The organism is Mesorhizobium sp. M0074 (assembly GCF_040322975.1).
Taxonomy (GTDB): domain Bacteria; phylum Pseudomonadota; class Alphaproteobacteria; order Rhizobiales; family Rhizobiaceae; genus Mesorhizobium.
Genome location: NZ_JAMYUM010000024.1, coordinates 26,258 through 49,991, shown reverse-complemented (window position 1 = coordinate 49,991; position 23,734 = coordinate 26,258). Strand labels below are relative to the sequence as shown.

The 23,734-nt window shown below is 60.6% G+C and carries 25 protein-coding genes and 1 pseudogene; 8 read left to right on the top strand and 18 right to left on the bottom strand.

The features are described from left to right. The gene (gene ybiA, locus NKJ73_RS27045) at positions 1 to 495 is read right to left on the bottom strand and encodes a riboflavin biosynthesis intermediates N-glycosidase (RefSeq protein WP_352571692.1); all 495 of its coding nucleotides are present in this window, start codon (positions 493 to 495) and stop codon (positions 1 to 3) included. A 46-nt stretch (positions 496 to 541) separates the two neighbouring features. Here ybiA and NKJ73_RS27040 point away from each other — a divergent pair, with 46 nt between their 5' ends. Continuing rightward, positions 542 to 913: a helix-turn-helix domain-containing protein gene (locus NKJ73_RS27040; protein WP_352571691.1), complete on the top strand. Its 372-nt coding sequence runs from the start codon at positions 542 to 544 to the stop codon at positions 911 to 913. Positions 914 to 1,268: 355 nt separating this feature from the next. On the opposite strand, the gene NKJ73_RS27035 is transcribed toward NKJ73_RS27040, so the two are convergent. The 12 genes from NKJ73_RS27035 to NKJ73_RS26980 form a co-directional block, all read right to left on the bottom strand. Beyond that, positions 1,269 to 1,541 (bottom strand): DUF2274 domain-containing protein, encoded by a 273-nt coding sequence (locus NKJ73_RS27035; RefSeq protein ID WP_352483803.1) that lies wholly within the window; start codon positions 1,539 to 1,541, stop codon positions 1,269 to 1,271. Positions 1,542 to 1,552: 11 nt separating this feature from the next. Beyond that, positions 1,553 to 2,767, bottom strand: coding sequence for a TraB/TrbI/VirB10 family type IV secretion system protein (locus tag NKJ73_RS27030; protein ID WP_352571690.1), 1,215 nt, complete (start codon positions 2,765 to 2,767; stop codon positions 1,553 to 1,555). A gap of 10 nt (positions 2,768 to 2,777) precedes the next feature. After that, the gene (trbG, locus tag NKJ73_RS27025) at positions 2,778 to 3,806 is read right to left on the bottom strand and encodes a P-type conjugative transfer protein TrbG (protein ID WP_352571689.1); all 1,029 of its coding nucleotides are present in this window, start codon (positions 3,804 to 3,806) and stop codon (positions 2,778 to 2,780) included. Further along, positions 3,796 to 4,527, bottom strand: coding sequence for a conjugal transfer protein TrbF (gene trbF / locus NKJ73_RS27020; RefSeq protein ID WP_352571688.1), 732 nt, complete (start codon positions 4,525 to 4,527; stop codon positions 3,796 to 3,798). The genes trbG and trbF overlap by 11 nt, the downstream gene beginning before the upstream one ends. Further along, a complete protein-coding gene (trbL, locus tag NKJ73_RS27015) occupies positions 4,528 to 5,850 on the bottom strand; it encodes a P-type conjugative transfer protein TrbL (protein WP_352571687.1) in 1,323 nt (440 codons plus the stop codon). A gap of 36 nt (positions 5,851 to 5,886) precedes the next feature. Then, positions 5,887 to 6,612: a P-type conjugative transfer protein TrbJ gene (gene trbJ / locus NKJ73_RS27010; protein WP_023718720.1), complete on the bottom strand. Its 726-nt coding sequence runs from the start codon at positions 6,610 to 6,612 to the stop codon at positions 5,887 to 5,889. Beyond that, on the bottom strand, positions 6,609 to 9,059 hold the full coding sequence (gene trbE, locus NKJ73_RS27005) for a conjugal transfer protein TrbE (RefSeq protein WP_352571686.1): 2,451 nt from the start codon (positions 9,057 to 9,059) through the stop codon (positions 6,609 to 6,611). The genes trbJ and trbE overlap by 4 nt, the downstream gene beginning before the upstream one ends. Next, complete coding sequence (locus NKJ73_RS27000) at positions 9,053 to 9,325, bottom strand: VirB3 family type IV secretion system protein (protein ID WP_352571685.1); 273 nt, start codon at positions 9,323 to 9,325, stop codon at positions 9,053 to 9,055. The genes trbE and NKJ73_RS27000 overlap by 7 nt, the downstream gene beginning before the upstream one ends. Then, a complete protein-coding gene (locus tag NKJ73_RS26995) occupies positions 9,325 to 9,633 on the bottom strand; it encodes a TrbC/VirB2 family type IV secretion system protein (protein ID WP_023680310.1) in 309 nt (102 codons plus the stop codon). The genes NKJ73_RS27000 and NKJ73_RS26995 overlap by 1 nt, the downstream gene beginning before the upstream one ends. An 11-nt stretch (positions 9,634 to 9,644) precedes the next feature. Next, positions 9,645 to 10,613: a P-type conjugative transfer ATPase TrbB gene (gene trbB, locus NKJ73_RS26990; RefSeq protein ID WP_352571684.1), complete on the bottom strand. Its 969-nt coding sequence runs from the start codon at positions 10,611 to 10,613 to the stop codon at positions 9,645 to 9,647. Continuing rightward, positions 10,610 to 11,023 (bottom strand): CopG family transcriptional regulator, encoded by a 414-nt coding sequence (locus NKJ73_RS26985; protein WP_352541492.1) that lies wholly within the window; start codon positions 11,021 to 11,023, stop codon positions 10,610 to 10,612. Before NKJ73_RS26985 ends, trbB begins: the two co-directional genes overlap by 4 nt. Positions 11,024 to 11,143: 120 nt before the next feature. Continuing rightward, the gene (locus NKJ73_RS26980; protein WP_352495884.1) at positions 11,144 to 13,171 is read right to left on the bottom strand and encodes a conjugal transfer protein TraG; all 2,028 of its coding nucleotides are present in this window, start codon (positions 13,169 to 13,171) and stop codon (positions 11,144 to 11,146) included. Between the two features lie 1,274 nt (positions 13,172 to 14,445). Here NKJ73_RS26980 and NKJ73_RS26970 point away from each other — a divergent pair. Beyond that, complete coding sequence (locus tag NKJ73_RS26970; RefSeq protein ID WP_352571683.1) at positions 14,446 to 14,868, top strand: KTSC domain-containing protein; 423 nt, start codon at positions 14,446 to 14,448, stop codon at positions 14,866 to 14,868. Positions 14,869 to 15,360: 492 nt separating this feature from the next. Here the strand turns inward: NKJ73_RS26970 and NKJ73_RS26965 are convergent, their stop codons facing one another. Beyond that, positions 15,361 to 15,633: a hypothetical protein gene (locus tag NKJ73_RS26965; RefSeq protein WP_352571682.1), complete on the bottom strand. Its 273-nt coding sequence runs from the start codon at positions 15,631 to 15,633 to the stop codon at positions 15,361 to 15,363. Between the two features lie 204 nt (positions 15,634 to 15,837). On the opposite strand from NKJ73_RS26965, the gene NKJ73_RS26960 reads away from it, so the two are divergent. The 4 genes from NKJ73_RS26960 to NKJ73_RS26945 all read left to right on the top strand — a co-directional run bounded on the left by NKJ73_RS26960 (position 15,838) and on the right by NKJ73_RS26945 (position 18,670). Next, positions 15,838 to 16,191, top strand: a complete 354-nt coding sequence (locus NKJ73_RS26960; protein ID WP_352571681.1) for a hypothetical protein — start codon at positions 15,838 to 15,840, stop codon at positions 16,189 to 16,191. 588 nt (positions 16,192 to 16,779) lie between these two features. Further along, on the top strand, positions 16,780 to 16,992 hold the full coding sequence (locus tag NKJ73_RS26955) for a hypothetical protein (protein WP_352571680.1): 213 nt from the start codon (positions 16,780 to 16,782) through the stop codon (positions 16,990 to 16,992). Between the two features lie 647 nt (positions 16,993 to 17,639). Then, positions 17,640 to 18,341 (top strand): Crp/Fnr family transcriptional regulator, encoded by a 702-nt coding sequence (locus NKJ73_RS26950; protein ID WP_352571679.1) that lies wholly within the window; start codon positions 17,640 to 17,642, stop codon positions 18,339 to 18,341. An 83-nt stretch (positions 18,342 to 18,424) separates the two neighbouring features. Beyond that, the gene (locus tag NKJ73_RS26945) at positions 18,425 to 18,670 is read left to right on the top strand and encodes a hypothetical protein (protein ID WP_352479079.1); all 246 of its coding nucleotides are present in this window, start codon (positions 18,425 to 18,427) and stop codon (positions 18,668 to 18,670) included. Positions 18,671 to 19,408: 738 nt separating this feature from the next. On the opposite strand, the gene NKJ73_RS26940 is transcribed toward NKJ73_RS26945, so the two are convergent. The 4 genes and pseudogenes from NKJ73_RS26940 to NKJ73_RS26925 all read right to left on the bottom strand — a co-directional run. Further along, complete coding sequence (locus NKJ73_RS26940) at positions 19,409 to 19,627, bottom strand: hypothetical protein (RefSeq protein WP_352571678.1); 219 nt, start codon at positions 19,625 to 19,627, stop codon at positions 19,409 to 19,411. Between the two features lie 271 nt (positions 19,628 to 19,898). After that, positions 19,899 to 20,126, bottom strand: coding sequence for a hypothetical protein (locus tag NKJ73_RS26935; RefSeq protein WP_352571677.1), 228 nt, complete (start codon positions 20,124 to 20,126; stop codon positions 19,899 to 19,901). A gap of 663 nt (positions 20,127 to 20,789) precedes the next feature. Then, a complete protein-coding gene (locus NKJ73_RS26930) occupies positions 20,790 to 20,951 on the bottom strand; it encodes a hypothetical protein (RefSeq protein ID WP_352571676.1) in 162 nt (53 codons plus the stop codon). 684 nt (positions 20,952 to 21,635) lie between these two features. Continuing rightward, positions 21,636 to 21,815: pseudogene (locus NKJ73_RS26925) on the bottom strand (transposase); the annotation flags it as partial. Between the two features lie 75 nt (positions 21,816 to 21,890). Here NKJ73_RS26925 and NKJ73_RS26920 point away from each other — a divergent pair. Then, the gene (locus NKJ73_RS26920) at positions 21,891 to 22,142 is read left to right on the top strand and encodes a DUF6074 family protein (protein WP_352449758.1); all 252 of its coding nucleotides are present in this window, start codon (positions 21,891 to 21,893) and stop codon (positions 22,140 to 22,142) included. 911 nt (positions 22,143 to 23,053) lie between these two features. After that, entirely contained in the window at positions 23,054 to 23,581 is a 528-nt protein-coding gene (locus NKJ73_RS26915; protein ID WP_352571675.1) for a hypothetical protein, read from the top strand. Positions 23,582 to 23,734: the final 153 nt, after the last annotated feature.

Here is a 23,734-nt window from a genome sequence, read left to right as displayed (position 1 = left end):
TCACTCAGCGGCGACCAGACGCGCTTTGCTTTCGTCGGCACCGGCGAGGCGGAGTTCGTCGCGGATTTCCATCAGCAGCACGCCTAACATGTTCCGGCCTACGCCGTTGACCTCGCCCCACAGCCGATTGACCTCGCTGTCGACGGTTGCGCTCTCCACGAGCCTGGCGTCGCGCGTGGATAAGAGCAGTTCCCGCAGGTCGGGGTATTGGGTAAATTTGGCTCGGAGGACCGCCCGCATGCGGTCGAACTTGGTCGTCGACCAGCCCGGCGCGATATCCCAGTAGTAGAGGCCGTGAGCTGCCATCGCGAGGAGCGCGGGCGACGGAGCCTCCATAAGCCATTTCCGCACGGCCGGCTTGCGAGCCTTGCCCGCTTGATATGCATGCTCGCTGGTAGCGAAAACCTCCCCCTCGAATACTATGTCTCGCCGATAGAGGTTGCTGAGCGCGCCGTAGGGTTTCTCACTCGCCCGATAGAAGTGGATTTCGTGCATCGCTGCGTCCTTGCAAATTCACATTTCATATAGCATGCTAATTTGCATGAAACCAAGTAGCAAGCAAATAAGCGGCGTCCAGAAGCGAATCTTAAGCGCTCGGGCGAAAAGGAATCTGAGCTATGCCGATCTCTCTAAGATGGCGCGCGTACATGCCAGTCAGGTCAGCAGAATTTGCGCGGGTGACTTCAAGACGTTCAGCAACAACGTCGTGCAAATATGCAAAGTTCTGAAGGTCAAAGTTCCCCGCCTTGAGGAGGAAATCGATATGGACACGGAATGGGCGAAGGCCCACGCCAGCCTTCGTCGGATATGGGATGAGACCCCGGAAGGCGCGATGACCATCAGGCGAGTGCTGGACGCCATTGCTGATTTACGCGCTTCTCATTCCCCGAATGACGCTGGGCCATTGCGGTGACCTTCGTCCGCAGTGCGCGGCGGCGACCGGGTCAGCCTGCTGGCCGATAGACGCCGACGCCTGAAATTGGATAAATTCTGATCGTTGAAGGTAACTGCACCGGCGGTTATGCATTGTCTGCAGGCCCATCCGAGCGTCCCAACCTGTCAGACCTTTCGCGCCCAAACATTGGATGGCAGCTTTCAGGATCCTGCCTCTCGTTTCAGAACGACCACCATGGGCGCAGAGCCGGCATTGATTCGGGGCAGATCAGCTCGTCTATTGTGCCCTATGTTTCGGCTTGCCGCCGGCAAATTGCTTCAATGCATTTGCCCGCCTAGAAAGGTGCCCCCTCGGACTCAATGGTCGCTGTCACTTATTCGGACCCTGAAATTGGCTGCCGCCGCGATTTCTCTGACTTGTCGACGACAGGGAGCCCTTCCTTTCTGGCCTTGGCAAACGCTCGATCGCTCTCCAGGAACTCCGCCAGCATGAACGGGATCAGTTCCGCTACCGATTCGGACTCGCCATAGGTCTGACGATAGAGCGCCGCATAGTCCTTCAGTGCTTGGTTCATGTCTGCACTTACGCTTATGGTGATCTTCGAAGGTGTCCGATCCGGAAGTTTGCCGAGTTTCAGATTGGTCATGATGACTCCAGTCAATCCGGGTACGGCCGCAGCACAAGATCCTTGTGCACGATGACGCGCAGTGGCCAACCGGGCCGGACAGTGATGGTGGGTTGGATATTGAGGTTCTTCTCGGTGATGCGTTGGCCAGCTCGACTGACGTTCTGCTGAGCGGATTCGCGGATTGCTTTGACCAGGTCGCTTTCGTCTTCCCCGAGGCTCAGCTCGGTGCCGACCCCTAGCAACGTGGCCAGCGCAACGCCTTTCATCAGCTGCCAGGTGTGGAAATCCACCTTGTCCTCAAGCCCGGCATAGCCGGCGGTGTCCGTCGCCGGCAGATTGTCGATTTCGATCGAAGAGCCGTCGGGCAGCAGTATCCGTTGCCAGACCAGCAGCGCGCGCCTTTGTCCAAAGGCAACAACGCTGTCATAGGTGCCAATCAGGCGAGAGCCTTGCGGAATGAGCAAGGTGCTGCCGGTGACTGTGTCGTGCACATTCTCGGTAACCTGTGCGACGACGAGGCCGGGCAAGTCGGAATTGATGCCAGTGATCAGGCTCGCTGCGATGACGCTGCCGGCCATCAGCTGATACGGCGAAGCCGGCGTCTGCAGTGCATGCAGATTGTAGATTCCACTTGTGTTCCGCTGGCTGACAAAATCGAGCTTGCGCTGTTGATTGTTTTGGTCGCCGTCGGCCGGTGCTACGGAAGCTGAATCGCGTGCGGCATCGGATTTTGGAGCAGTTGCCTCAAAGGGTGGACGCCCGCCCTGCCCGTTGCCGGCGGCATCCGCTTGCCGGGGTCGATTTTCGATCCGGAAGAAGACTTGCGATTCGCGCGCCTCGATCGCCTGCTGTGCAAGGCGCTGCTCCTCCGCCGAGACCTCCTGGCCCGGCGCGATGCCCAGCTGGCGTTGGTGCTCAAGGATGGGGCGGCCGAGGTCGCCGGGCAGCGGTGGTCCAAGCACCGGAGGCGGCTTGATCCCGGAATAGTCCTTAGGCAGCCTTTCAAGAGCCCCTGCGGTCGGCTTCCGCTCAGTATTGTAAAGCTCTTCAGCCTGCTCTTTGATGCGCAGCGCCGGTCCCTGCAGCGCCATCATGGTGACGCCTAGAACGGTCCCGGAACCAACAGCAGCAATGGCGACAATAATGCTGCGCTTGAAGCGCACAGCGCGGCGAGGCGAGGCCCGCAGCTGCAGCTGTTCTGGATCGAGTTTCGGTGGAGCATCGGAGCGGGAAGTATCCGTCATGGGCCGTCCCTCACCTGCTGGAACGCGAAAAGAGCAATATCCGCCTCGGCGCTTGCCTGCCGTCGGTCCTCGTGATGCGCACCACCTGCTGCTGCTTGGCGCCGAGGCGCAGTTCGGCTGCGGCGAAGAGGCGATCGACGATGTAATAGTTGCCCCGTATGCGGTAGTTGACGAGCTGGTTGTCCCCGTCAGCACCGACGATGAAGAGCGGCGGAGCCTCGCCCTGATCGATGCGGCGCGGAAACTCGATATAGACCTTGCTGCCATCATCGAAGGCGCGCGTCGGCCTCCAGGGCGGCATGTCGCCCGTAATCGAATAGCGGAAGCGAATATTTTCGAGAGCCACATTCGACGCCAGTGGCATAGCAGCCTCGGCCTGCGCATTGCGCCGGCGTAGCGCGATGATCTGGTCCTCGCTGTAAGTCCAGGAGATGGCCGCCATGGCGGTCTTATCCGTGCTTTGAAGCTGCAGGTGATAGCTTCGCCGGTCCGTGGTGATCACCAGATTGGTGGCAAGTCCTGGCGCGAAGGGCTTCACCAGCACATGGGTGCGCTGGTCATCGCCGGAGCCACTGACGGTGTCGCCAATTACCCAGCGCACTGTATCGCCGGCCGACACGGATTGGAGTTTCTCGCCTGACTGCAGAGCGATATCGCTGACGCGCTCCGGTGCGGCATAGAGCTGGTAGAGCGCGCCTTCGGCAAAAGGGTAAACCTGCACCGCATTCACATAGCCATATTTGGTGGGTTGCTGCGTCGCCGCCTTGTTGGCATCGGCGACACGTTCTTCAGGCGAGCGCTTGTCCTCAGCAGCCTTGCCCGGCTCGGGCTGCAACTGGCCGGGCAGCGGCAGCGGTTTCGGCACTTCCACGACCTTGACGGGCTTCTCCGGCGCCTTCTCAATCGCGGCCGGCTTGAAGTCAGCATGGTCATAGGAAATCTGCGGTGGCGGCACCGGCTTCGAGGCACAGGCCGAAAGTACCGCGGTCGACGCCGACAGGATCAGGACGGTGCGGAGCGATGGGGCTCTATTTGTCATTGGCGGGCTCCTTCGGGGAAACGGTTGTCGGCGCGGCGCTGTCCAGCTCGCGCGACCAGTCGATGGCATTGATGAAGACGCCGAGCGGGTTTCTGCGCAGCTGATCGGTATTGTTCGGCGGCCGGATCACAATGGTGAGGATCCCGGTCCAACGCGTTGTGCTGGCGAGGCTGCCGCGCTCAAAGACCTGCTCGGTCCATTTGACTTGAAAGGAGTTGTCGGACGCTCGAACCACGCTCGTCACCTGCACCGAGACGCTGCGCGTGCCGATCTTGCCGAACGGGTCATTGGCCTTAGCGTACTCATTGAGAAAGAGGGCTGCACCGTCGGTGGCGAAGTCGTAGGCCGAGAGCCAATTCTGCCGCACCAGCACCGCATCGGTGGAGACGGAGCGGATATTCTGGATGAAATGGCCGAGATGCCAGGCAATCTGGGCATCGTCGGGCTCGTAGGTTTGGATTGCCGGCGCGACAGCCCGTGTTTCACCGAAGCGGTCGACCTCGACAACATAAGGCACGACGCGGCCCTGCATCGACTGCCACAAGAGTCCACCAGAGAGCCCGATGGCCAGAGCGAGGCAGCCAAAGGCCATCAGGCGCCAGTTCCTTGCCTGCACGCGCGCAGCGCCGATGCGCTCGTCCCAAAGTTGGGCGGCCTTCTGGTATGGTGTGACGGGGTGGGGCGTCTTCCCGTAACGCTGAACAGGTCGCTTGAAGAGCATCTAGTCTTCCTTATCGTTGAGAGAGGGGTTGGCCCCGCTTCCACCCCGATCGCCATCGCGGACGGCCTGCGTGGCGGCGTGGCGATGGGCGCGCGCGGTCTGTTGGGAACGCAAGCGCCTCGCCCACGCCGGCGCGGCATTGGCACCTGACGCGGCAGGGTTTCCGGTCATTGATGCGGTCGGCGTGCCGCCCGTCGCGGTCCAAGCGGCATCGCGGCCGGCATCGGCGCTGCGCCGGAATGGTTCTGTTGCAGATCGCATTCCCCGCATCGCGGCGCCGCCAGCTGCGCCGGCAACGCCCTGCAGTCCAGCAGCTACGCCGGCGAGGCCGGACTCGGGCGATGTTGCACGCCCCATCTGCCAAGCTGTGGAAGCAGCCGATCCCATGGCCGTGCCGGCTCGAACGGCGGCGAGACCGCCGCCGGTTGCCATGCGCGCGCCGGCAAGCGCCGCACCTCCGGCAACGAGCGTTGATCCGCCAGCCGCCGCGGTGGTTCCGAGTGCGGCTCCCGCGCCAAGCTGCGGCGCGCCCGAGACAAGACCCGAGGCAATTCCCGGCCCGAAAATGCCGAGCCCAAGCAGCGCCAACGCGCCCAGTACCTGTGACATGGCCGCGGCCAAGTCCGGCTCCTTGCCTTGCAGCGCGGAAGCGAACTCGCCGAAGAGCGTAGAGCCGATGCCTACGATGACAGCAAGCACCATGACCTTAATGCCGGACGAAATCACATTGCCGAGCACGCGCTCGGCCAGAAACGCCGAGCGGTTCCAGAGCGCGAAGGGCACCAGAACAAAACCGGCCAATGTGGTGAGTTTGAACTCCAGGACGGTGATGAAGAGCTGAATTGAAAGAATGAAGAAGGCGATGAGGACCAGAAACCAGGCGAGAAGCAGCACGAAGATGGTCAGCGCGTTGCCAAAGATCTCGGGGAAGCCGACTAGCTGGCTCGCTTGATTGAGCAGCGGCCAGGCGCCCTCGAAGCCGGCCGCGGCAATGCGGCCTGGCCGCAGGAGACTGTCGGCGGACAGATTGCCGGCCGATGCGTTGATGCCGAGCCCGGCAAAGGAATGGTAGATGATGTCGGCGAGGTTCCTAAAATTGTTCAGGATGAAGGCGAAGGCGCCGACATAGAGCACTTTTCGGACAAGCCGGCCAAGAACATTGGGCTCGCCGCCGAACGCCCAGACGAGGCCTGCCAGCGTGATGTCGATGCCGATCAGGATGGTGGTGAGAAAGGCGACGTCGCCCGAAAGCAGACCGAACCCGCTATCAATATAGCGGGTAAAAGTCTCCATGAAGCGATCAATGACGCCGAGGTCATTCATGTCGCCGCCTTCCTCGTTGTCTTCAAGAACTGCTGATCAGTTGCCGGGATAGGCCGTTCCGGTGCCCAGGAAACGCTTCGTCGTCTCGCGGGCGGCTTCCTCGGACTGCGCCTTGCGGGCAGCATCTTCGGCTTCAGCCCGGAACTGGGTCGCGAGCAGCGTCTGGATCTGGATCTGCTGCTTGGTCGAAAGCGCGATCAGCTGATTGGTGGCCTGGCTTGCCTCAAGGGCACCTGCCGCGCCCTGACTGCGGTTGACGAGATCGGTAAGCAGGTCGCCGTCGGCCCGCACGTTCTCCACGATCTGCGACTGCGCGCTCATGGTTTGGCGGAACGCCTGCATGGCGTTTTGCCAGCGCTCGCGCGCGGCGCTCGCCACATCGCTGACCTTGATTGTGGCGTCGTAGCTTTCCGGATATTGCACACGCCACTGGTTCTGAAGCTTGTCGAGATCGAAGCTCAGGCCGCTGGCCTGGGTCATCAGGCCGTCGATCCGTTGGAGCGAGCCGGTGAGCTGGCCGACGGAAGAAAAATCCAGGCGCTGAAGGTTGCGCGCCATGTTCTGCAGCATGGTCGCCTGGTTCTGAAGCGACTGGATCTGGTTGTTTATCTGCTCCAGGGAACGTGCCGCTGTCAGCACGTTCTGCGCATAATTCGACGGATCGAACACGATTAGGGCGTGGGCCGGCTGGACGTAGTCGGCCATCGGTTTTGCGATTAGGGAAACGGTGATCAGGCTGGTGAGAAGGCGGCGCCGCATCATGACGATTGCTCCTTGTCTAGTTGAGGGAATTGCTGAAGAAGCTCGGCAGCCCAATCGAGGCCGCGCGCACTCAGGAACCGGGAGGCAAAGCTGTCCTGCCCGTGCTCTGACAGGACGCTGTCGATCAAAGCTTGCGTGGCCGGATCAGAGGCGCCGCAGAGCGCAAGAGCGATCGGGCCGAGCCCGAGCTCGAAGAGGCGGTTGCCGCGGCGCGACTGCAGATAATACTGGCGCTTCGGTGTGGCACGGGCGACCAATTCGATCTGCCGCTCGTTCAGGCCGAAGCGCTCATAGGCTGCCCGCGCCTGCGGTTCCACGGCACGGTCATTGGGAAGAAAAATGCGCTGTGGGCAGCTCTCGATGATCGCCGGCGCGATTGAAGAGCCAGCGATGTCGGCAAGCGACTGCGTGGCAAAGATCACCGACACGTTCTTCTTTCGCAGCACCTTCAGCCATTCACGGATGCGGGCGGCAAAGAGAGGGTTGTCGAGATAGACCCACGCCTCGTCGAGCATCAGCAGCGTCGGCCGTCCGTCGAACCGCTCCTCGAGACGATGGAACAGATAGGTGAGCACCGGGAGCACAGCGCCTTGGCTGTGCATCAGCTCTTCGGTCTCGAAACACTGCACATCCGACAAAGCCAGCCGATCTTCATCGGCATCGAGCAGACGCCCGAACGGGCCATCGAGCGTGTACGGCATCAACGCGGATTTCAGCGCATTGGACTGAAGCAGAACCGACAGGCCCGTCAGCGTGCGTTCCTGCACCGGCGCAGTGGCAAGGCTGATGAGTGCCGACCAGATCGCCTCCTTTACCTCCGGCGTAACGGTGACATTCTCATGGGCGACGAGGCCGGCGATCCATTCCGCCGCCCAGCTGCGAGTAGCCTGGTCGCCGATATTGCTCAGTGGCTGGAAGGCAAGCGCACCATCCGCGCCCAGCGCGTGGTGTTCTCCGCCCACGGCCAGTGTTGCCGCACGAGCCGAATTGCCCTTGTCGAAGACATAGACCTGCGCCCCGGCATAGCGTCGAAACTGCAGAGCGACTAGCGCAAGCAGAACCGACTTGCCGGCACCGGTCGGCCCTACGACCAGCATGTGGCCGACATCGCCAACGTGGGTGGAAAGCCGAAACGGTGTCGACCCGTTGGTCTCTGCGAAGAGAAGCGGCGGGGATTCGGTCCCAGTCACGTTGGCGAGATGCTCGTTATTCACCGGACCGGCCCACGCCGACGACAGCGGCATGACATGGGCAAGATTCAGCGTGTGAACGAGCGGCTGGCGAACGTTAGCGTAGACATGACCGGGCAACGAGCCGAGCCACGCCTCGACCGCATTGATGCTTTCACGGATCGTGGTGAAGCCGAGCCCATTGACTATGCGCTCAACCGCTCGGAGCTTTTCCGCGGCGGCCTGTCGGTCCTGGTCCCATACCGTCACCGTTGTGGTGAGATAGCCGAAGCCGACGTGATCGCCGCCCAATGCCTGAAGGGCGGCATCCGCATCGAGCGCCTTGTTGTCGGCGTCACTATCGACGAGAGGGACGGGTTCGTTGGTCACGACCTCGCGCAGGATGGCTGCGACCGATTTGCGCTTGGCAAACCACTGACGGCGCAACCGGGTCAGTGTCTTTGTGGCTTCCGTCTTGTCGAGCGGGATGAAGCGCGTCATCCAGCGGTAGGCGAAATCCTGATGGTTGAGCGCGTCGAGGATCCCTGGCCGGGTGACGTTCGGGAAACCAAGGATGGTGAGGGTGCACAGATGCTGCTCACCCAGCATCGGCTCCAGGCCGCCGGTAAGCGGCGCGTCAACCAGAACACCGTCGAGATACATTGGCGTTCCCGGCATGGCGACCGGATGGCGGTAGGTCGAGATTGTGCCGTGCAGATAGGTTAGCGTCTCGGCATCATCGAGGGCGCGCACTTCCGGCATGAAGCCGGACAGCAAATCCAGGACGCGGTCGGTCTCGTCGCGAAACCACGCCAGCTCCTGGCGCCAGTCTCTAGCCCCTCCCGAGTGATGCGAGTCGACCAGTGCGCTTTCCGCCCGCGCCTGGCCATCTGGCGCCGGCATGAAGACCAAGGTCAGATGATAGCGACTCTCGAAGTGCGCGACCTTGCCCTCGAAGGCCGCGCGCCGTTCCTCATCGACCAGCCATGAGGCAGCATCGGGAAAAGCCGAGCTCGGATAGCCCAGCGCTTCAACGCGCTCGGCCTCGAAAAACAACCCCCATCCGGAGCCCAACCTTCGTAGCGCATTGTTGGCTCGTGCGCAGATGCCGACCAACTCGGCTTCGGTCGCGCTTTCAAGGTCGGGGCCACGGAACCGGAAGGTTCGCTGGAAGCTACTGTCTTTATTGAGCACGATGCCGGGCGCGACCAAAGCGGCCCAGGGCAGATGGTCGGCAAGCCGATCGGCTTTGCCGCGATACTCCGAAAGGTTCAGCATGCAAGCCACCCCTTCAGGCGAAGATGACGGACAAGCACGCTGGCGAAGTCCGGATCGCGGCGAGCGGCAAAGACCGCGAGGGTGTGGCCGGCGATCCAGAGCGCCAGTCCGGCGATCCACTGCTGCAGGCCAAGGCCTATTGCCGCGGCCACCGTGCCGTTGAGGATCGCCACCGCTCGCGGCGCGCCGCCCAGCAGGATCGGCTCGGTCAATGCCCTGTGAACGGGGACTTCGAAACCCTCGACATGCTGCTCTCCGGTGGCCATCAGACGAGTGCCCCGCCGCCGAAGGAGAAGAAGGAGAGAAAGAAGCTCGATGCCGCGAAGGCGATCGACAGGCCGAAGACAATCTGGATCAGCCGGCGAAAACCGCCTGCCGTGTCACCGAAAGCAAGGGTCAGGCCGGTGGTGATGATGATGATCACCGCGACGATTTTGGCGACCGGTCCCTGCACCGACTCAAGGATCTGCTGCAGCGGCTGTTCCCAAGGCATGCCGGAGCCCGCTGCGTGGGCCGGGACGGTGAGAAGAAACGCGAGCGCGGTGGACGAAAGGAAGCGAAGCTTCTTGAGCATGAGGTGACCTTTCAAAACTGCTGGAGTTGCGGAAGCGTGAGCGGGGTGACGGCGTAATCACCGCTGCTGTCGAGACCGGTGACCTCAGCGATCGCGTCAATGCGGCGCGAGGATCCGCGCCCAGCGATGAAGACGATCAGATCTACCGCATCAGCGATGAGGCGGCGGGGAACGGTGACGACGGCTTCCTGGGCGAGCTGCTCGATACGGTAGAGAGCGGAGCGCGCCGAATTGGCGTGAACCGTCGCGATGCCGCCGGGATGCCCGGTGTTCCATGCCTTCAGCATGTCCAGGGCTTCCGCGCCCCTGACTTCGCCCACGATGATGCGGTCGGGTCTGAGCCGCAGGGTCGAGCGCACGAGATCGGCGAGCGTGACCGACCCCCGCCTCGTCCTCAAGGCAACGCAATCCTTCGCCGCGCATTGCAGTTCGCGCGTGTCCTCGATCAGGATCACCCGCTCGTCGCAATCGGCGGCTTGTGCCAGCAGCGCATTGGCAAGTGTTGTCTTGCCCGACGACGTGCCGCCGGCGACCAGGATGTTGCGCCGCTCGCGGACCGCCTTCTTCAGCGCATCGGCCTGCAGCGGCAGCATGACGCGGTCGGCGACATAGTCGGCCAACGTGTAGAGTTTCGCCGCAGGCTTTCGGATGGCGAAGCATGGCCCCAGCACGACAGGCGGCAGCAGACCCTCGAAGCGCTCGCCCGATGGCAATTCGGCGCTGACAATCGGATTGTCAGCATGCGCCTCGGCGCGCACGTGGGAGGCGACCAGGCGGATGATGCGTTCGGCCTCAGAAGGATGCATGTGCACGCCGGTGTCGACCCGGCCTTCACCCAACCGGTCGAGCCGCAGCGCACCGTCGGGATTGACCATCACCTCAATGACGGTCGGATCGGCAAGGGCTTCGGTGATCGCCGGACCCATGGCGGTGCGCAGCATGACGCGGCGGCGATGGTCGGCTTCCGGATTAGAACTCATCCTTCCCCTCCCCTGCGATCGTCGGTGCCAAGTGACCGTTTCCCGGAAGCGATTTGGCGGCCGACCTGTTCGACGAATTTGTCGAAGCGCTCCTGGGCAATTGCTTGCGTGGCCCTGTCCGGCACCGGCGTGTGAGCATGAAGCGTGATCGAAAAGCGGATGAAGAGCGCCAGGCTCTCCAGGATCATCTCGACATCGCGCCTGACATGTCCGAGGTCGCGGGAAAGACGGTCGAGCCTCTTGCCGTAGCGCTGGTCGAGTTCATTCTCCCCACGCCGCTCGATAAAGGTCTCGACCGCGTGCGCCACAATGGCCGATTTGGTGGTCGATGGATTGCGGCTGAGGTTCTCCAGCTTCTCGCTCAACTCGGGTTCAAGCAAAAACTGGTGACGAATGCGGTGGGGCTTCATGCTGCTCGTTCCCTCTGACCGGCGCTGATGCACCGGCGACGGGAACGAGCATCGTCGAGATCCTCGAAATCGCTTACGGCCGTTATCTACGCTGAGATGCGCCCGCGTATGGCGCGCCGTTCAGAAGCCGGGCACGATGTCCTTGTCGTCGCCCATTCCCTCGTTGAGGCCGTACGCACGTGCGGCGGTGGAAATCCGATCCATGACGCGCTTGTCGGCGAGCGTCTCGCAGTCATCGTCTGCGGGCGTGAACAGATCGCCCTGATCAGGCTCCTGGACGACGAGGGTCCGTTCTTCGCGCAGGCCCGGATGGCGCTGCTGCTGGACACCTCCGTCTTCGATTGCCGCGCCGGCACTGTCGTCATCGCCAGCAAGACGCCGATCCACGCCGCGCACCTGTCCGCTCCAATCGTCCGGGCGCGACGTGGGCCGATCCGCGTAGGCACCGTCGCGCAGCACCGGCGAAGGCAGCACTCGCTCCGTGAAATTCGGATCCTGGTAATAACGCAACTTCTTGGCGCGAATCGGCGGCAATCCCGAAACCAGGATTAGTTCGTCAGCCTGCGGCAACTGCATCACCTCACCCGGCGTCAGCAGGGGGCGAGCGGTCTCTTGGCGGCTTACCATGACGTGGGACAACCAGGGCGCCAACCGATGGCCGGCATAGTTGCGCATCGATCTGAGTTCCGTCGCGGTACCGAGCGCGTCCGAGATGCGTTTGGCCGTGCGCTCGTCATTTGAGGAAAAGGCAATCCGCACATGGCAATTGTCGAGAATGGCGTTGTTCTCGCCATAGGCCTTGGAGATTTGGTTCAACGATTGCGCTATCAGATAAGCGCGGATGCCGTAGCCTGCCATGAAGGCGAGCGCAGTCTCGAAGAAGTCGAGCCGACCGAGCGCCGGAAATTCATCCAGCATCATCAGGAGCTGATGCTTGCGGCTCTTCTTTGGATCGCCCTCCAGGCGCTCGGTCAGCCGCCGGCCGATTTGATTGAGCACCAATCGCACCAGGGGCTTAGTGCGCGAGATATCCGACGGCGGCACGACCAGATACAGCGACATCGGTCGCTCGGCATCCACAAGGTCGGCAATGCGCCAGTCGCAGGCCGATGTTGCCGCGGCCACCGTTGGATCACGATAGAGCCCGAGAAACGACATGGCGGTCGAGAGAACGCCTGAGCGCTCGTTCTCTGACTTGTTCAGCACCTCACGAGCCGCCGAGGCCACGACCGGATGGACCTGGGGCTTGTCCACCGTGCCGAGGTGGTTTGTGGTCATCATCCGCTGCAGTGTCGCAGCGAATGAGCGTTGCGGGTCCGACAGGAAGGTGGCGACACGGGCGAGTGTCTTTTCCTCTTCGGCGTAGAGCACGTGCAAGATGGCGCCAACTAGGAGTGAATGACTGGTCTTCTCCCAATGGTTCCGCCGCTCCAGCGCGCCTTCCGGATCGACGAGAATGTCGGCGATATTCTGAACGTCGCGGACCTCATCTGGACCTTTGCGCACTTCCAGCAGCGGGTTGTACCGCGCCGATCTCGGATCGGTCGGATTGAACAAGAGACAGTGCGAGAACTTCGACCTCCAGCCAGAGGTCAGCTGCCAGTTCTCGCCTTTGATGTCGTGAATGACGGCCGAGCCGGTCCAGGAAAGAAGGGTTGGAACAACGAGTCCGACGCCCTTGCCCGAACGTGTCGGCGCAAAGGCCATGACGTGTTCTGGTCCGTCATGGCGCAGATAGCGATAATTCAGTCCGCCAAGGAAAACGCCGGCCGGCTGAAACAGCCCCGCCTTCTCGATTTCCAGCTTCATGGCCCATCGTGAGGACCCATAGGTGGTGACCAACCCCCGCTGCCGTGCGCGCCAGAGGGACCCAGCTATCGCGGCGGCACAGCCCAGGAACCCGCTGGCTCCGGCAAGTATGCCAGCCTTGTCGAAGACTTCAGGCGCATAGGCGTCAAATTGGAACCACCATTCGAACAGTTTCCACGGCTGGTAGATCGGCCAGCCGACTGTCACAAACCATGGCGCGCCGAGTGGCGGCTGATAGGAGAGCATGTGGGCGCACCATTGGGTTGCAGTCCACACGCCAAGAATGACAATTGCGAATACGACAGCGATCTGCCCAATCAGCAACTTCGTGGGTGTCAATGGCTTGCTCCGCTCTTCTGGCCAGACGGACCAAACATCGCGCCGAGCGATGAGAATTCGAACGGCCGCTATGTGCGACTAGGTGCGATGACAAGGTTGATAGGCATTGTTCAGCTGCGAACAGCGAAAATCCGCCGCAGCAACCGATCGGCGGTGCCAGGTACGCGGTTTGGTCGCAGAAGATGTTGGGGCTTCAGGCGCGGGCACATTGAAGATGTGCTGACAGACAAACCTTTGGAGCCGACGCGTTTGTGCGAGTAGCGAGCTGAAAGGCTCGGCGAGAAGTCGTCGTTCTCAATCGGGCGACGGGGGATACATCGGCGAAGACGGCATAAGGGAGGATGGGCCAGACCGAGCCGACGGAAAGGTCGTAGCCATGGCCTTGGAGCGCATAGCGCCTGGCCGGGAGGCCGCCGCCAGCCAGATTTACGCGGCGCGTCGTTGAGCGAGGTGAAGACCCGAACGGGCTCGACGAGGGTCCACGGCGGTCACAATGTTGTGGTGGTGATCGCAGTAGACGCGATCCGGCGAAGTTGGCCCAGCACAAAAACGATAACCGCCGGGTACTGACGGGTCTTCGCTCACCGGGAAGCGGCACTGATAGAGGCCTAGCTGAATGAGGGGGACATCTCTCGAAGTTAATCTGATATTTTCAGGCATGATGGTTTCCTAGTTCATGGCAATTGCCGGCTGACGGCCGCAGTGCGACCCGTCGGGGCGAGCTTGTCTCGTTTTGGAGGGCTATGGATCACCATATGGTGTTGGTAGCACCGTCAATGAAGCCCTACGCCCTGCTTCTGAAGCCAATAATTTGCGACTTAAGGCCACACGCGCGAACGCATTGGCAATCTACCATCGTGTCCCGAGGCACTCGCCCGCCGCGGTTTGCCGGCGGCGGGGTGGCACTGGCTTGTGGGGCCCTAGGCCCACTCGCGGCGCTCGCACTCGATCTCGGTGCGGGTTTCCCGTGTCTCATCGCCCTGTCAGCGCCTTGCAAATGAGCGAAACCAAGCTGTCGCGCGCTCGCTCGTGGAGTGCGCCTTTCGGCCGCCATGCAAGGAAATCATCAACGCTCATCCAATCAGCCGGGTTTGTGTCGGCGCCTGGCGGACTGAATTGGACATACAGATGCAGTTCGTCAGGCACAAAGACGACTTTCCACGACCCCTTGATATCATTGGCAAGGTCGTAGGCGAGGACGGTCAGGGCGGGGCACTCCTTTCGCCGTGGAGCGTGCCTATCTCACGGGAAAATTCCATCACCAGAAGTCAGTATTGACGCTCGCGCTTTCTCAGAAATCCAACGTCCGCGTGATGCCGAAAGGTGCAGCTAACTTTTTGTGTATCTCGATTGGGAACACGGGACCGCCGCGAAAGTTCGGTGCACGCAGCAAATCCTCCCCTCCAGGTATTGCTGCAGATCGGTATACCGATCGGCCCGCGCTCGCCGCAAGGCGCGGGCCTCGGCCTGTGGTGCTCATGCCATCTACTTCGATCCGCAAGATGGAATATGATCTGGATAGAAGGACCCTCTCGGTGTGGTTCGTCGCCAGCGGCAAGCGGTACGAGTTTGAGGGGGTACCGCCGGAAACCTTTGCCGCGTTCCGGGCCGCGTTCGCCAAGGGCCGCTATTTCAACGACCACATCCGCAACAATTTCCGCTACCGTCTGGTCGCGAGCGATAGCGACCCGGGATGACCTGACCTGCCGGCGGCTCAATCGTCCTGTCGCTCCAACCGGCGGTTGGTGGACGCGTTGCCGCTGTGGCGCTTAGGGTTGGTTACGGTCCGCGCTCACTTGGCAAGCCCACCCCCCCGCATCCCCCCGCCTGGTGCAAAGCGTTTGATCGGTCCCGCCGTTCTGGCAGTGCGGCGGGACTTTTTTGCGGTCCAGGTGGAGCATCGGCGCGCGGGGAAGGTGCGGTGCACGCAGCACCCTTTTCTCATCCAACGTACGTCGGTGGCGCGCTGAAGGGTCTCAAACGTCGGTCTGCCGCCGGAGCTCAACTAGCTGGACTATTGCTCGACCGGAAGCGGCTGGTGCTGCGGCTCAGCGTGGTGGAAGACCTGTCCAAGATCGCGTGCGTCGAACGTTTGGCCGCAGACTGGGCAGTAGACAAAGTGCTTCGACTCGTCCTCTACCGGCCCGTCATGCGGCCTGCCCTCATAGCCTGTCGCGATGTTGTCGGTTCTAATCCGGGGCAACGACAAGTGCCTTTCGTCGTTTTGGCGGCCGATATTTCTCCATTAGCCGGACCTTGTCACGGTCGACCGTGACCAATGGCCCGAGGTCGATCGTCACGGTGTCCTCGTCGATGCGCGTGACCTCGCCTTTCAGGTCGATTTGCTGGCCTCGGTTCACCTTGGTGTGGTCGATGATGGAATGTGCGAAGTCGTAACCTGGGATTGAGACGCTTACGCGGTCCTCTGTTATCCGCCTTCGAACCGTGGCAGTAATCGACACTTGGTCACCAATGCCTCTTCCCCGAGCCATGCCATGGATCTGGTGCGGGCAGCGTCTTCTTCAAGAGGCTTCTAATATACGCCCGCCATCCTAAGGCTGACCTACGACCAGAGTTACAAAAGTTGAACTTCATCGGGGAACGCTCTTTCTGTCTGCCTGTTCGATTTGCCAGCGCACCCCGCGCATTCAGACAGGAGAAAGAAGATGAAACGCATCCTTTTGGCTTCGGCCGTGCTGGCGGTGTCGGCCGGGCTTTCCTTTGCCCAGACGACCAGCGGAACTTCGAGCGGAACCTCGACCAGCGGAACCTCGACCACGACAACCATGCCCAGCACGACCGATCAGGGCACCGGCACGACGGGCAGCGGGACCAACATGTCCGGCGATCAGGGCACCGACACGACCACCACCAGCGGCACCACAAATCCGAACTCGGCCAGGGACTGCGCGCCCGGCCAGCAGACTGGCAGCGCTCAGCAGGCTGCGCCTGGTCAGCAGGACACGACAGCCAATACCGCGGCGCCAGGCCAGGTGAAAAAGACCGACGACGGTTGCTGATTGGCACATCGGCTCAGGTTGGAATCACTAGCGTGTGGCTGGCCAGTCTCCCCCGACCACCGCGTGAACTCAACTCGGCTGGCGAGCAAGTTGCCGCCAGCCGAGCATCAGTCTAGTAACCTTTGCGCTTGCTTGTGCTTTCAGTGGGGCACGCCTCGCTTCTGTTTGCTTTCGGTCAGATAGCGTCGCTGGCGTCTTCGGACTACCGGTGAAGCAAGTCCGATGTGCGCCTATCGCGACCCCGCTTCACCTGCCGTCCAGCCGTTCGCGCATTCGCGATCGTCGCTCTCGGCAACAGGCGGCGCGCGCGGCCAGGACGTGTCGCATGTGCGCGCTGTCGAAGGAGGCGCCCAGCAACATTGCGCGTGAAGGCAACGCGGGCATCCGATCGATCGTTAACCTTTCTCTGCAATGAGCGCCTTGTTGCCGGCGATCGGCCTTCGGCTCTTACGCATTATGGAGATCACATGTTGGTCCCGGCACCCGATGCCGGCAACAGAGCGTCGTGACAGAACTGGGCGACATGGTTGCGGTGGAGTAGGCGCCGTCGCCCTGGATGAACAACAACTGTCGCATGCGGTGCATACATTGTCGAAGCTTTCGGTCGGCCGCGGCCGCATCGACGACGACCACAACGGCATCAAGTCGCTGCTGAAAGCCCGCAAGGTATCGTCAAGACATAGCGTGCCGGCGAAGATCCGCCCTCGCGACAGGGATTCGTCAGGCCGATCGGTCGGCAACGCGACCGGCCAGATGAGCGAGAGCTTACCCTCGGTGCTGGTCTCGACCCGGCTCGTATAGAGGCCTGAAGGGACATCTCCAAACGCTCATCCACGGTCGTCGATCACTGCCGACTACGAGTCGAGGTCGTATGGCTCGTGGCCTAGCTCGTTGTGATGAAGCGCCTCTGCCATACACCTGATGTCGAACGCTTGGCCGCACGCCGGGCAGAGGACGAAATACTCCTCCTCCCGAAGTGGCGATGCATCGTGGTCTTGGGGGATGACGATGTCATTGTATTCGCCGGGCATTGGTCCTCCGGCAACGGCAACGCCGCCCGCCATGCTGGAACGCCTGCCGGCAGGATTTGTTTCAAAGTTACTGCGCTTAAGAAGAGGGCCGGAACGGGTGAAGCACAATGTCGGTAAGCGCAAGGCGACGGCGCCCGAAACTCATCACGTGAGCTGAACGACTGCTTTTGCCAACTCGATGCTCGAAACCTGCCGATCTGCTTAGGCCGGTTCCGGACATTCGTGACCGGGCTCATAAGTCATAAGAAGCGCCCACCACCTACGGGACTCAAGCCGACATTCCCCGAGCCTTTCGCCAGGCACGGACTCTTTGCCAACCGCACATTTGAAGCCTATGCTTCCCACATCGGCCGCCAGCGCGTCGGACGCAGCCGACAGTAAGAGGTACGTGCTCTTGCCCGCATGGGAGAGAGAGCCATGCCCCAATCCCTTCTTCGCAACCATGTATTGAAAACCCTCTCCTCGGAGGATTTCGCGCTTTTGAGGCCGTCACTGCATCACGTCGAACTCAACATCAAAGACCAGCTGGAAGTCTCTTATCAGCCGATCGAGCGTGTGTATTTTCCAGAGATGGGCATCGCGTCGGTGGTCGCTACGATGACCGGAGGGCGGCAAAGCGAGGTCGGCATCGTCGGCCACGACGGCATGACAGGAGTTGCCGTTATTCTCGGCCAGGACAAGTCGCCCAATGAAACCTATATCCAAGTCGCAGGTAATGGCTGGATCCTCCCGGTTGAACCTCTTCGCTCTGCGATTGCAGAGAGCCAATCCCTTCGCGAGTCACTGCTTCGCTATGCCCACGCGTTCCTCATCCAGTCGTCCCGGACGGCACTGGTCAACGGCCACTCCAAAATCGAGGAGCGGCTGGCCCGCTGGTTGCTGATGGTCCAAGACCGCGTCGAAGGGAACAAGATTTACCTGACGCATGAGTTTCTGGCGACCATGCTTGGCGCTCGGCGCCCGGGCGTTACCACCGCCCTCCAAATGCTTGAGTATCGGGGGCTGGTTCACGCCAGGCGCGGCGAGATCACAATTGTCGACCGCGTTGGAATGATACAACTCACACATGGTGCCTACGGCGACGAGGAGCAAAGTCACTTCGGCCTAGCCTCCGCCTAATTGTCCTAAATCAGACAAACCCTTGCAAGCTACCGAATTCGTGCCGTAAATCGTGTGGGTCAGGGTTCAGGGAGGAATTCTCGATGACCACCACTTTTGACACAGTCACGGTTGAAAGAGCCGCCGAAGCCTATGTTCTCTCCAGAGGCAAGGCCCACTTCCTTTCGATAGCACAGGCAATCCGCGCCATCCGAACACTCATGCCCGCATGCAGGGCCACCGACCGCGAGCTGGAGGAGCTCTTGGCGGCAGCATCCATTATTCACGGTGTGCCAGTCGCGTTCGACTTAAAAACAGCCGTGGCCGCAGAACCACGGCTCCATTCATAGGGCCGGTGATGCATGCGCTCGCGCAGACGCCTACCTTATCGGACGTTCGCCAAGCGATTGTCCGCCACCTGATCGACAACATCGGCAGCCCGAGCATTTCGATATCCGAGGTTAGCCACACCGTGAGGAGAATGCTTCCCTTTTGCGAACTCACGGACTGGCAACTTGGCGATCTCATTGCGCGAAGCGCGATCGATGCGGGATTCGCGATTGAATCCGACGGGGTGGGTCCCGAAAACGCATGTCGAGACTCAATAGCGGAACAGCCGCTTTAGCCATGTGGCTCCCAATCACGGGCGGTCAGGTTGTGGCCCACGTACAGCCGCCAGGCGGCAACGCGCCTGATATAGCACTTCGAGATCAACTCTGCCGTTTCCTTTTAGCCGAAGTTGCAAACGGCCCCGCTAACAATCGTGGTTGCGCCTTTAGGCCTCGTGGTTCAGACCGCTGGCGGATTAGAACTCATATTGGCTTTGCGATCGGCTCATCGCTGCCGACAATCGGGACCTATATAAAGGGGAAGGGTTGAACCAGTGGAGGGCCATGCGGTCACTCTTTGTCGACCTTATCAAGTTCCTCCAGCAAATACCTTCGCTCAGCCGGCAGCTCCCGTTCTACAGGCAGATTTAGCAGGTTGCGAAGGTAATTGCGGATTACCTCTAACTTTTGAAAATGGGAAAATGGCGCAGGACGGCGCGCTTCCGTTGCGATGCCATAGTGACCGAACTTGCCTGACAGCTACTCGCGACCGTCGAAAGCCACGCAGAGGCCCATGGCAGTTGCTGCCTCGACGATCGCCTCGGTCAGTTCTTCATCGGAGGCCACCAAATAAGGCGCAGTCTCCCGCGCTTCGCGTAGTGCCGCTTTTATCGAGACCGTGTCGCGACGGTCCGCCCTGTTGAGGAGTACAGTGATTGCTTGCTCTAGAAGCGGACCGACCCTTTGCGCGACGCTCATCCAGCCCTCCCCAGGGACACGCCGAAGGGGAATCTACTCACTTCCTGACGGACATCAACGCCATGTACGAATCGTACAATTGTACGGTGCTAGGCCGCGACAGTCAGGAATCTTTGTAGAATTCTGTGGTGGGGATCGGACACCAGCTCGCGAAGACCCTCATGCTCCTCCTCGATCCTATTGACGCGCCTCGAGCCGCCTTTCTCCCATAATCCCAGGTCGGTCTGTCCTGACGTACACCGCAGGCGAGAACCAATGGGTTGCCATGAGGCTATTCGCGAAGATCGAACCCGACGAACAGGCCAAAGGCTGGGGCAACATTGACAATAAGCTCCACCAGCTCGCAGTCAGTTTCCGCCAGATGTGGCCCGTCTCGGCGCACCGCTGCGATAGTCTCTTTGACGGAGATGATTGGGCCGCGACGGGCTTGTAGGATCAGCTCGTGAACAAGGTGTTTGGCAGTCACTTTGTCGGGTCGGCAGTTCGTCCAAACGTTCATACAAGGCCTCCCACCTCAGCGAGAACCCAAGGGAACATTCATGATCCTCTGTCGAGAAAAATCAAGCAGAATGTTTGATAACTTCTGAGTGGGAATCAGGGGGAGAAGCCACGAAGCGAGCTTCTATATTCTTTGACCTGACGCTCAGCCAGCGGCTAGGGACCTTCTTCCGTCGGGCCCTGTTTGGCCCGATCAATAGCCGCAAGTAATGACGAGGGTTGGCGGCAGTTCTGGTTCGACCTCCAGATTTAAGAACGTTTGTACGTGATGACGATAGCCATCGGAACGGATCAGTTTCCGAAACGCTTCGGAGACAGACTGATGGTCTGCTTTGTTGCTCGTTGTCATGTTCGGGAAGTCCGACCAATGAGCCGCAACTCGCCCGCAACGAATGGGTTCCATCAGGAGGTCGGAATATTTGGAGAAATTTCTGAGCGGGAGATCGGATAGCTGGCTCGCGCGAAGGCCCCCCGTGCCCCCTTCGTTTGCCGCAGCATTAATCCTCGCTCTTTGAACTGAAGATTCGTGTCGATCTAGCGTCGGTGTTGCACATCGTGAACGTTGGAATGCTTCTGTCCAATGTTTGCTCACGCTGTGATGCCAACAGGGCAGGCTCTTGCGGCAGGGTGCCGCAAGGCCGCGAAAATGAAACGCCGGCCCAGTTCAACCCGCGCGACCTCCATCAAAGCTGGGGGGATTGATCTTCATCAAGCGGTCTGCGGCCTCCACCGCAGTTCGTATCCTGCTGCACAGCGCGAGATTTTCGGCCAGCATTTCTTCAGTGCGTTGAAGCGCGAGCTCGGTCCGGTGGATGCTGCCTGGCATTGGCAACTTCCGATGTCAAAAGATCGGCCGCCATCCCGTGGCCGTGGGGTTCCAGAGTGTCCATCGGTTTCTAATACATGGGAGGCGATATCGTTCCCTGATGTCGGGCGAAACGGCGGGCCGCAGAAAAGCGCGATGGGCCGCATGACCAATGCGCTCCCTGTCAAAACAGCGCCAGAAACAGCCGAACGGCTTCGGCCGCTCTACATCCCACGGGCAGAGGCGATCGCGGTCCAGAGGGCCATTGATCTGTTCAGACACGACTACAACGTAAGCGAAGACACACTCAGGCGGCAGGTGATCAAGCACCGTCTTCACAACCAGAGAATGCCCGGTGCTCCGTCGAGAATAAGCGCTCCCGGTTTGGTTATGGCGCTCGCCGGCGATGACGACGCGGTTGAGGCAGGACGATCGCGAGCACCCGGACCTAACTCGGTATTTCAAGCGGCTCGGCATCCCGCGACCCTGACTTGCTATCAAAAGTGGTCGCGGCGACTGTCTAAAGTAGACATTAAGTAGATGTCGCGGCCCGACAGAGCCCCACACAAGAGCGAACCGTTGCTGCCTTGCGCATCGCCCTCTAGGCCGCCGGCGTCGAGTTCATCCCGCAGAACGGCAGCCGCGCCGGCGTGAGGCTCCGCAAACCTTAGGCCTTAGACTCGTTACTGCGCAGCCACACACCTGCTTTCGCCATCGGACGAAGCGGTTGCAACAGGTGGTGCGCGGCCCATAGCGCTGAGGCAGGTCGCGCCATGGAGCACCGGAGCGCAGCACCCAGAAGATGCCGTTCAGCACGCGCCGATCATCAACACGCGGCACACCTCGTGGCTTGTTGGGTAGACGCTTTATTCCATTGCGGACCATTGTCCAAAAGCGCTGTTAACCAAATTTTCTCACCCGCCAATGCTTATTCGCGCGACTGAAGGGGTGAGGTGATCGATGTGTGATTCAAACATTAGCGCGTTTCCGCTGCATCGGCGGCGGAAGTTGGTCGAAGGGATCGCCCGGGTCCTGGAATCCAAGAACGGGGAGGACGCGAACGCCTTCTGGCGCAACACCGCCAAGGCAATTCTCGTTCAACTGTCCGAATCAGGAATTGCACCCGGGGTCGCCGAACAGGAAGTTGGAACGCTTCTTCATGCTGTCTTAGGCGATATCGCCACCCGCAGTGCTGCGAAACTTGCACAATAGCATCGGCTCACGATGAGGGATTGCCGCATAGAGACGCCCCGGGGCTCCACAAGCGTAGCACCACTGCATCCGTCAAACGCAGGTTTCTCACTGCGGATGAAAAGATAGCCGCGTTCGTCGAAATCATGCGCGCGAATGTGCTCTCGGGCGAGATACGGTTCCGCCTCGCCTGTCCGGCGTTCATCGACCAAATCGAGGTAGGCGATGCCGAAACCCGCGTTCATGAAGGCCGACGGACCTTTTCCACGAGCTGAACCCGCAAAACCAATGAGCCGCCGTTGAGTTCCACACTGCCCTTTTATGCGACTTTCGAAGCACAAAAGGCGAACGGCGTGTGTTTTCGTCGTCAGTAGCCCTGCCCGCTCCGCAGCTCCGGCGAGCATTACCAATGGCCGCGATTGGGGGGCCATTGCGGACTGCCCGCCGCGCTCAACCCTAGCCCCAATATTTCGCGCTGCATTTGCGCTGCGCTAGCGACGGCGCAGGGCGGCAATCTGATTAAACAGCTTAACCACGTCCTCGACATCATCCAGACTTCCGTTCCACACCTCTAGAGCGCTGCCAATTATGCGTGCAGCGCCCTCGGCGTACTGGCTCCGCGGGAGCGTCACGCCCAAGAACGTGCAAATTTGAACGACATTGGGATTTGCTGTTGCAAACTGCCCACGTAGTATGCGGCTGAGGCGACTGGGCTGCATCCCGCTCAGACGTGCTGCATTAGCTGCAGAGAGGCGCCGATCAGCTAAGGCAATCCTGAGGTCTCTCGCTATTCTCGATGCTTCTTCAGTTGTCAGCCTCATCCATCTCGGATAAGATAGAAATTGCAAATTTGCAAGTTCATTGATCTGTGATAGCAGAGCGGTAGTTTAGGGGAGATGGGGATGGCGTGGAGCAGGCAGCGGGTAACAGCAGTGAAGGTCGATGTCGGACCCTCGATAATGTTGCACAGTGGCGCCTGGCTGGACCTGCTGTCGCCTCATACTAGCGACTTTACCATCGAGGATATTGCCCACGGCCTGGCGCTTCAGTGTCGTTACGCGGGCCAGTGTCTGGATTTCTATTCTGTGGCCGAGCACAGCCTGCTGGTCAGCGACCTTGTGGAAGAGGATCCATTGGCCGCCTTGCTGCACGATGCGGCGGAAGCTTTCCTCGGCGATATCACGCGTCCCCTCAAACAGATGCTTCCGGATTACAGGCAGATTGAAGCTGAGATGCAGCGCGCGATCGCTGAGCGGTTTGGTATTAGCACTCAGTCAAGCCCGGCAATCAAGCAAGCCGATCTGCGTGTGCTGGCCGCCGAGCAAGCTCAGATCATGCCGGCAGGCACGGACGAATGGGCTAAGCGCGAACGGATTGCGCCCGCCCTAGTAAAGGTACGCTTCCTTTCGCCGCGCGAAGCAAAGAGCGCGTTCCTTCGGCGATATGACGTCTTGCAATAGATTTATCAGCAGAAACAAACTCAGTCAGGCATTTCTCAACAAGAAAACTTCGCGTGAGCTATAGATTGAATTGAAATCGATGCGTATCTCTTCGACAAGCAGAGCCTGAGTCCTAGGGCCGATGGAAATCGGGGAAGGATCTGGTTCTCTAGT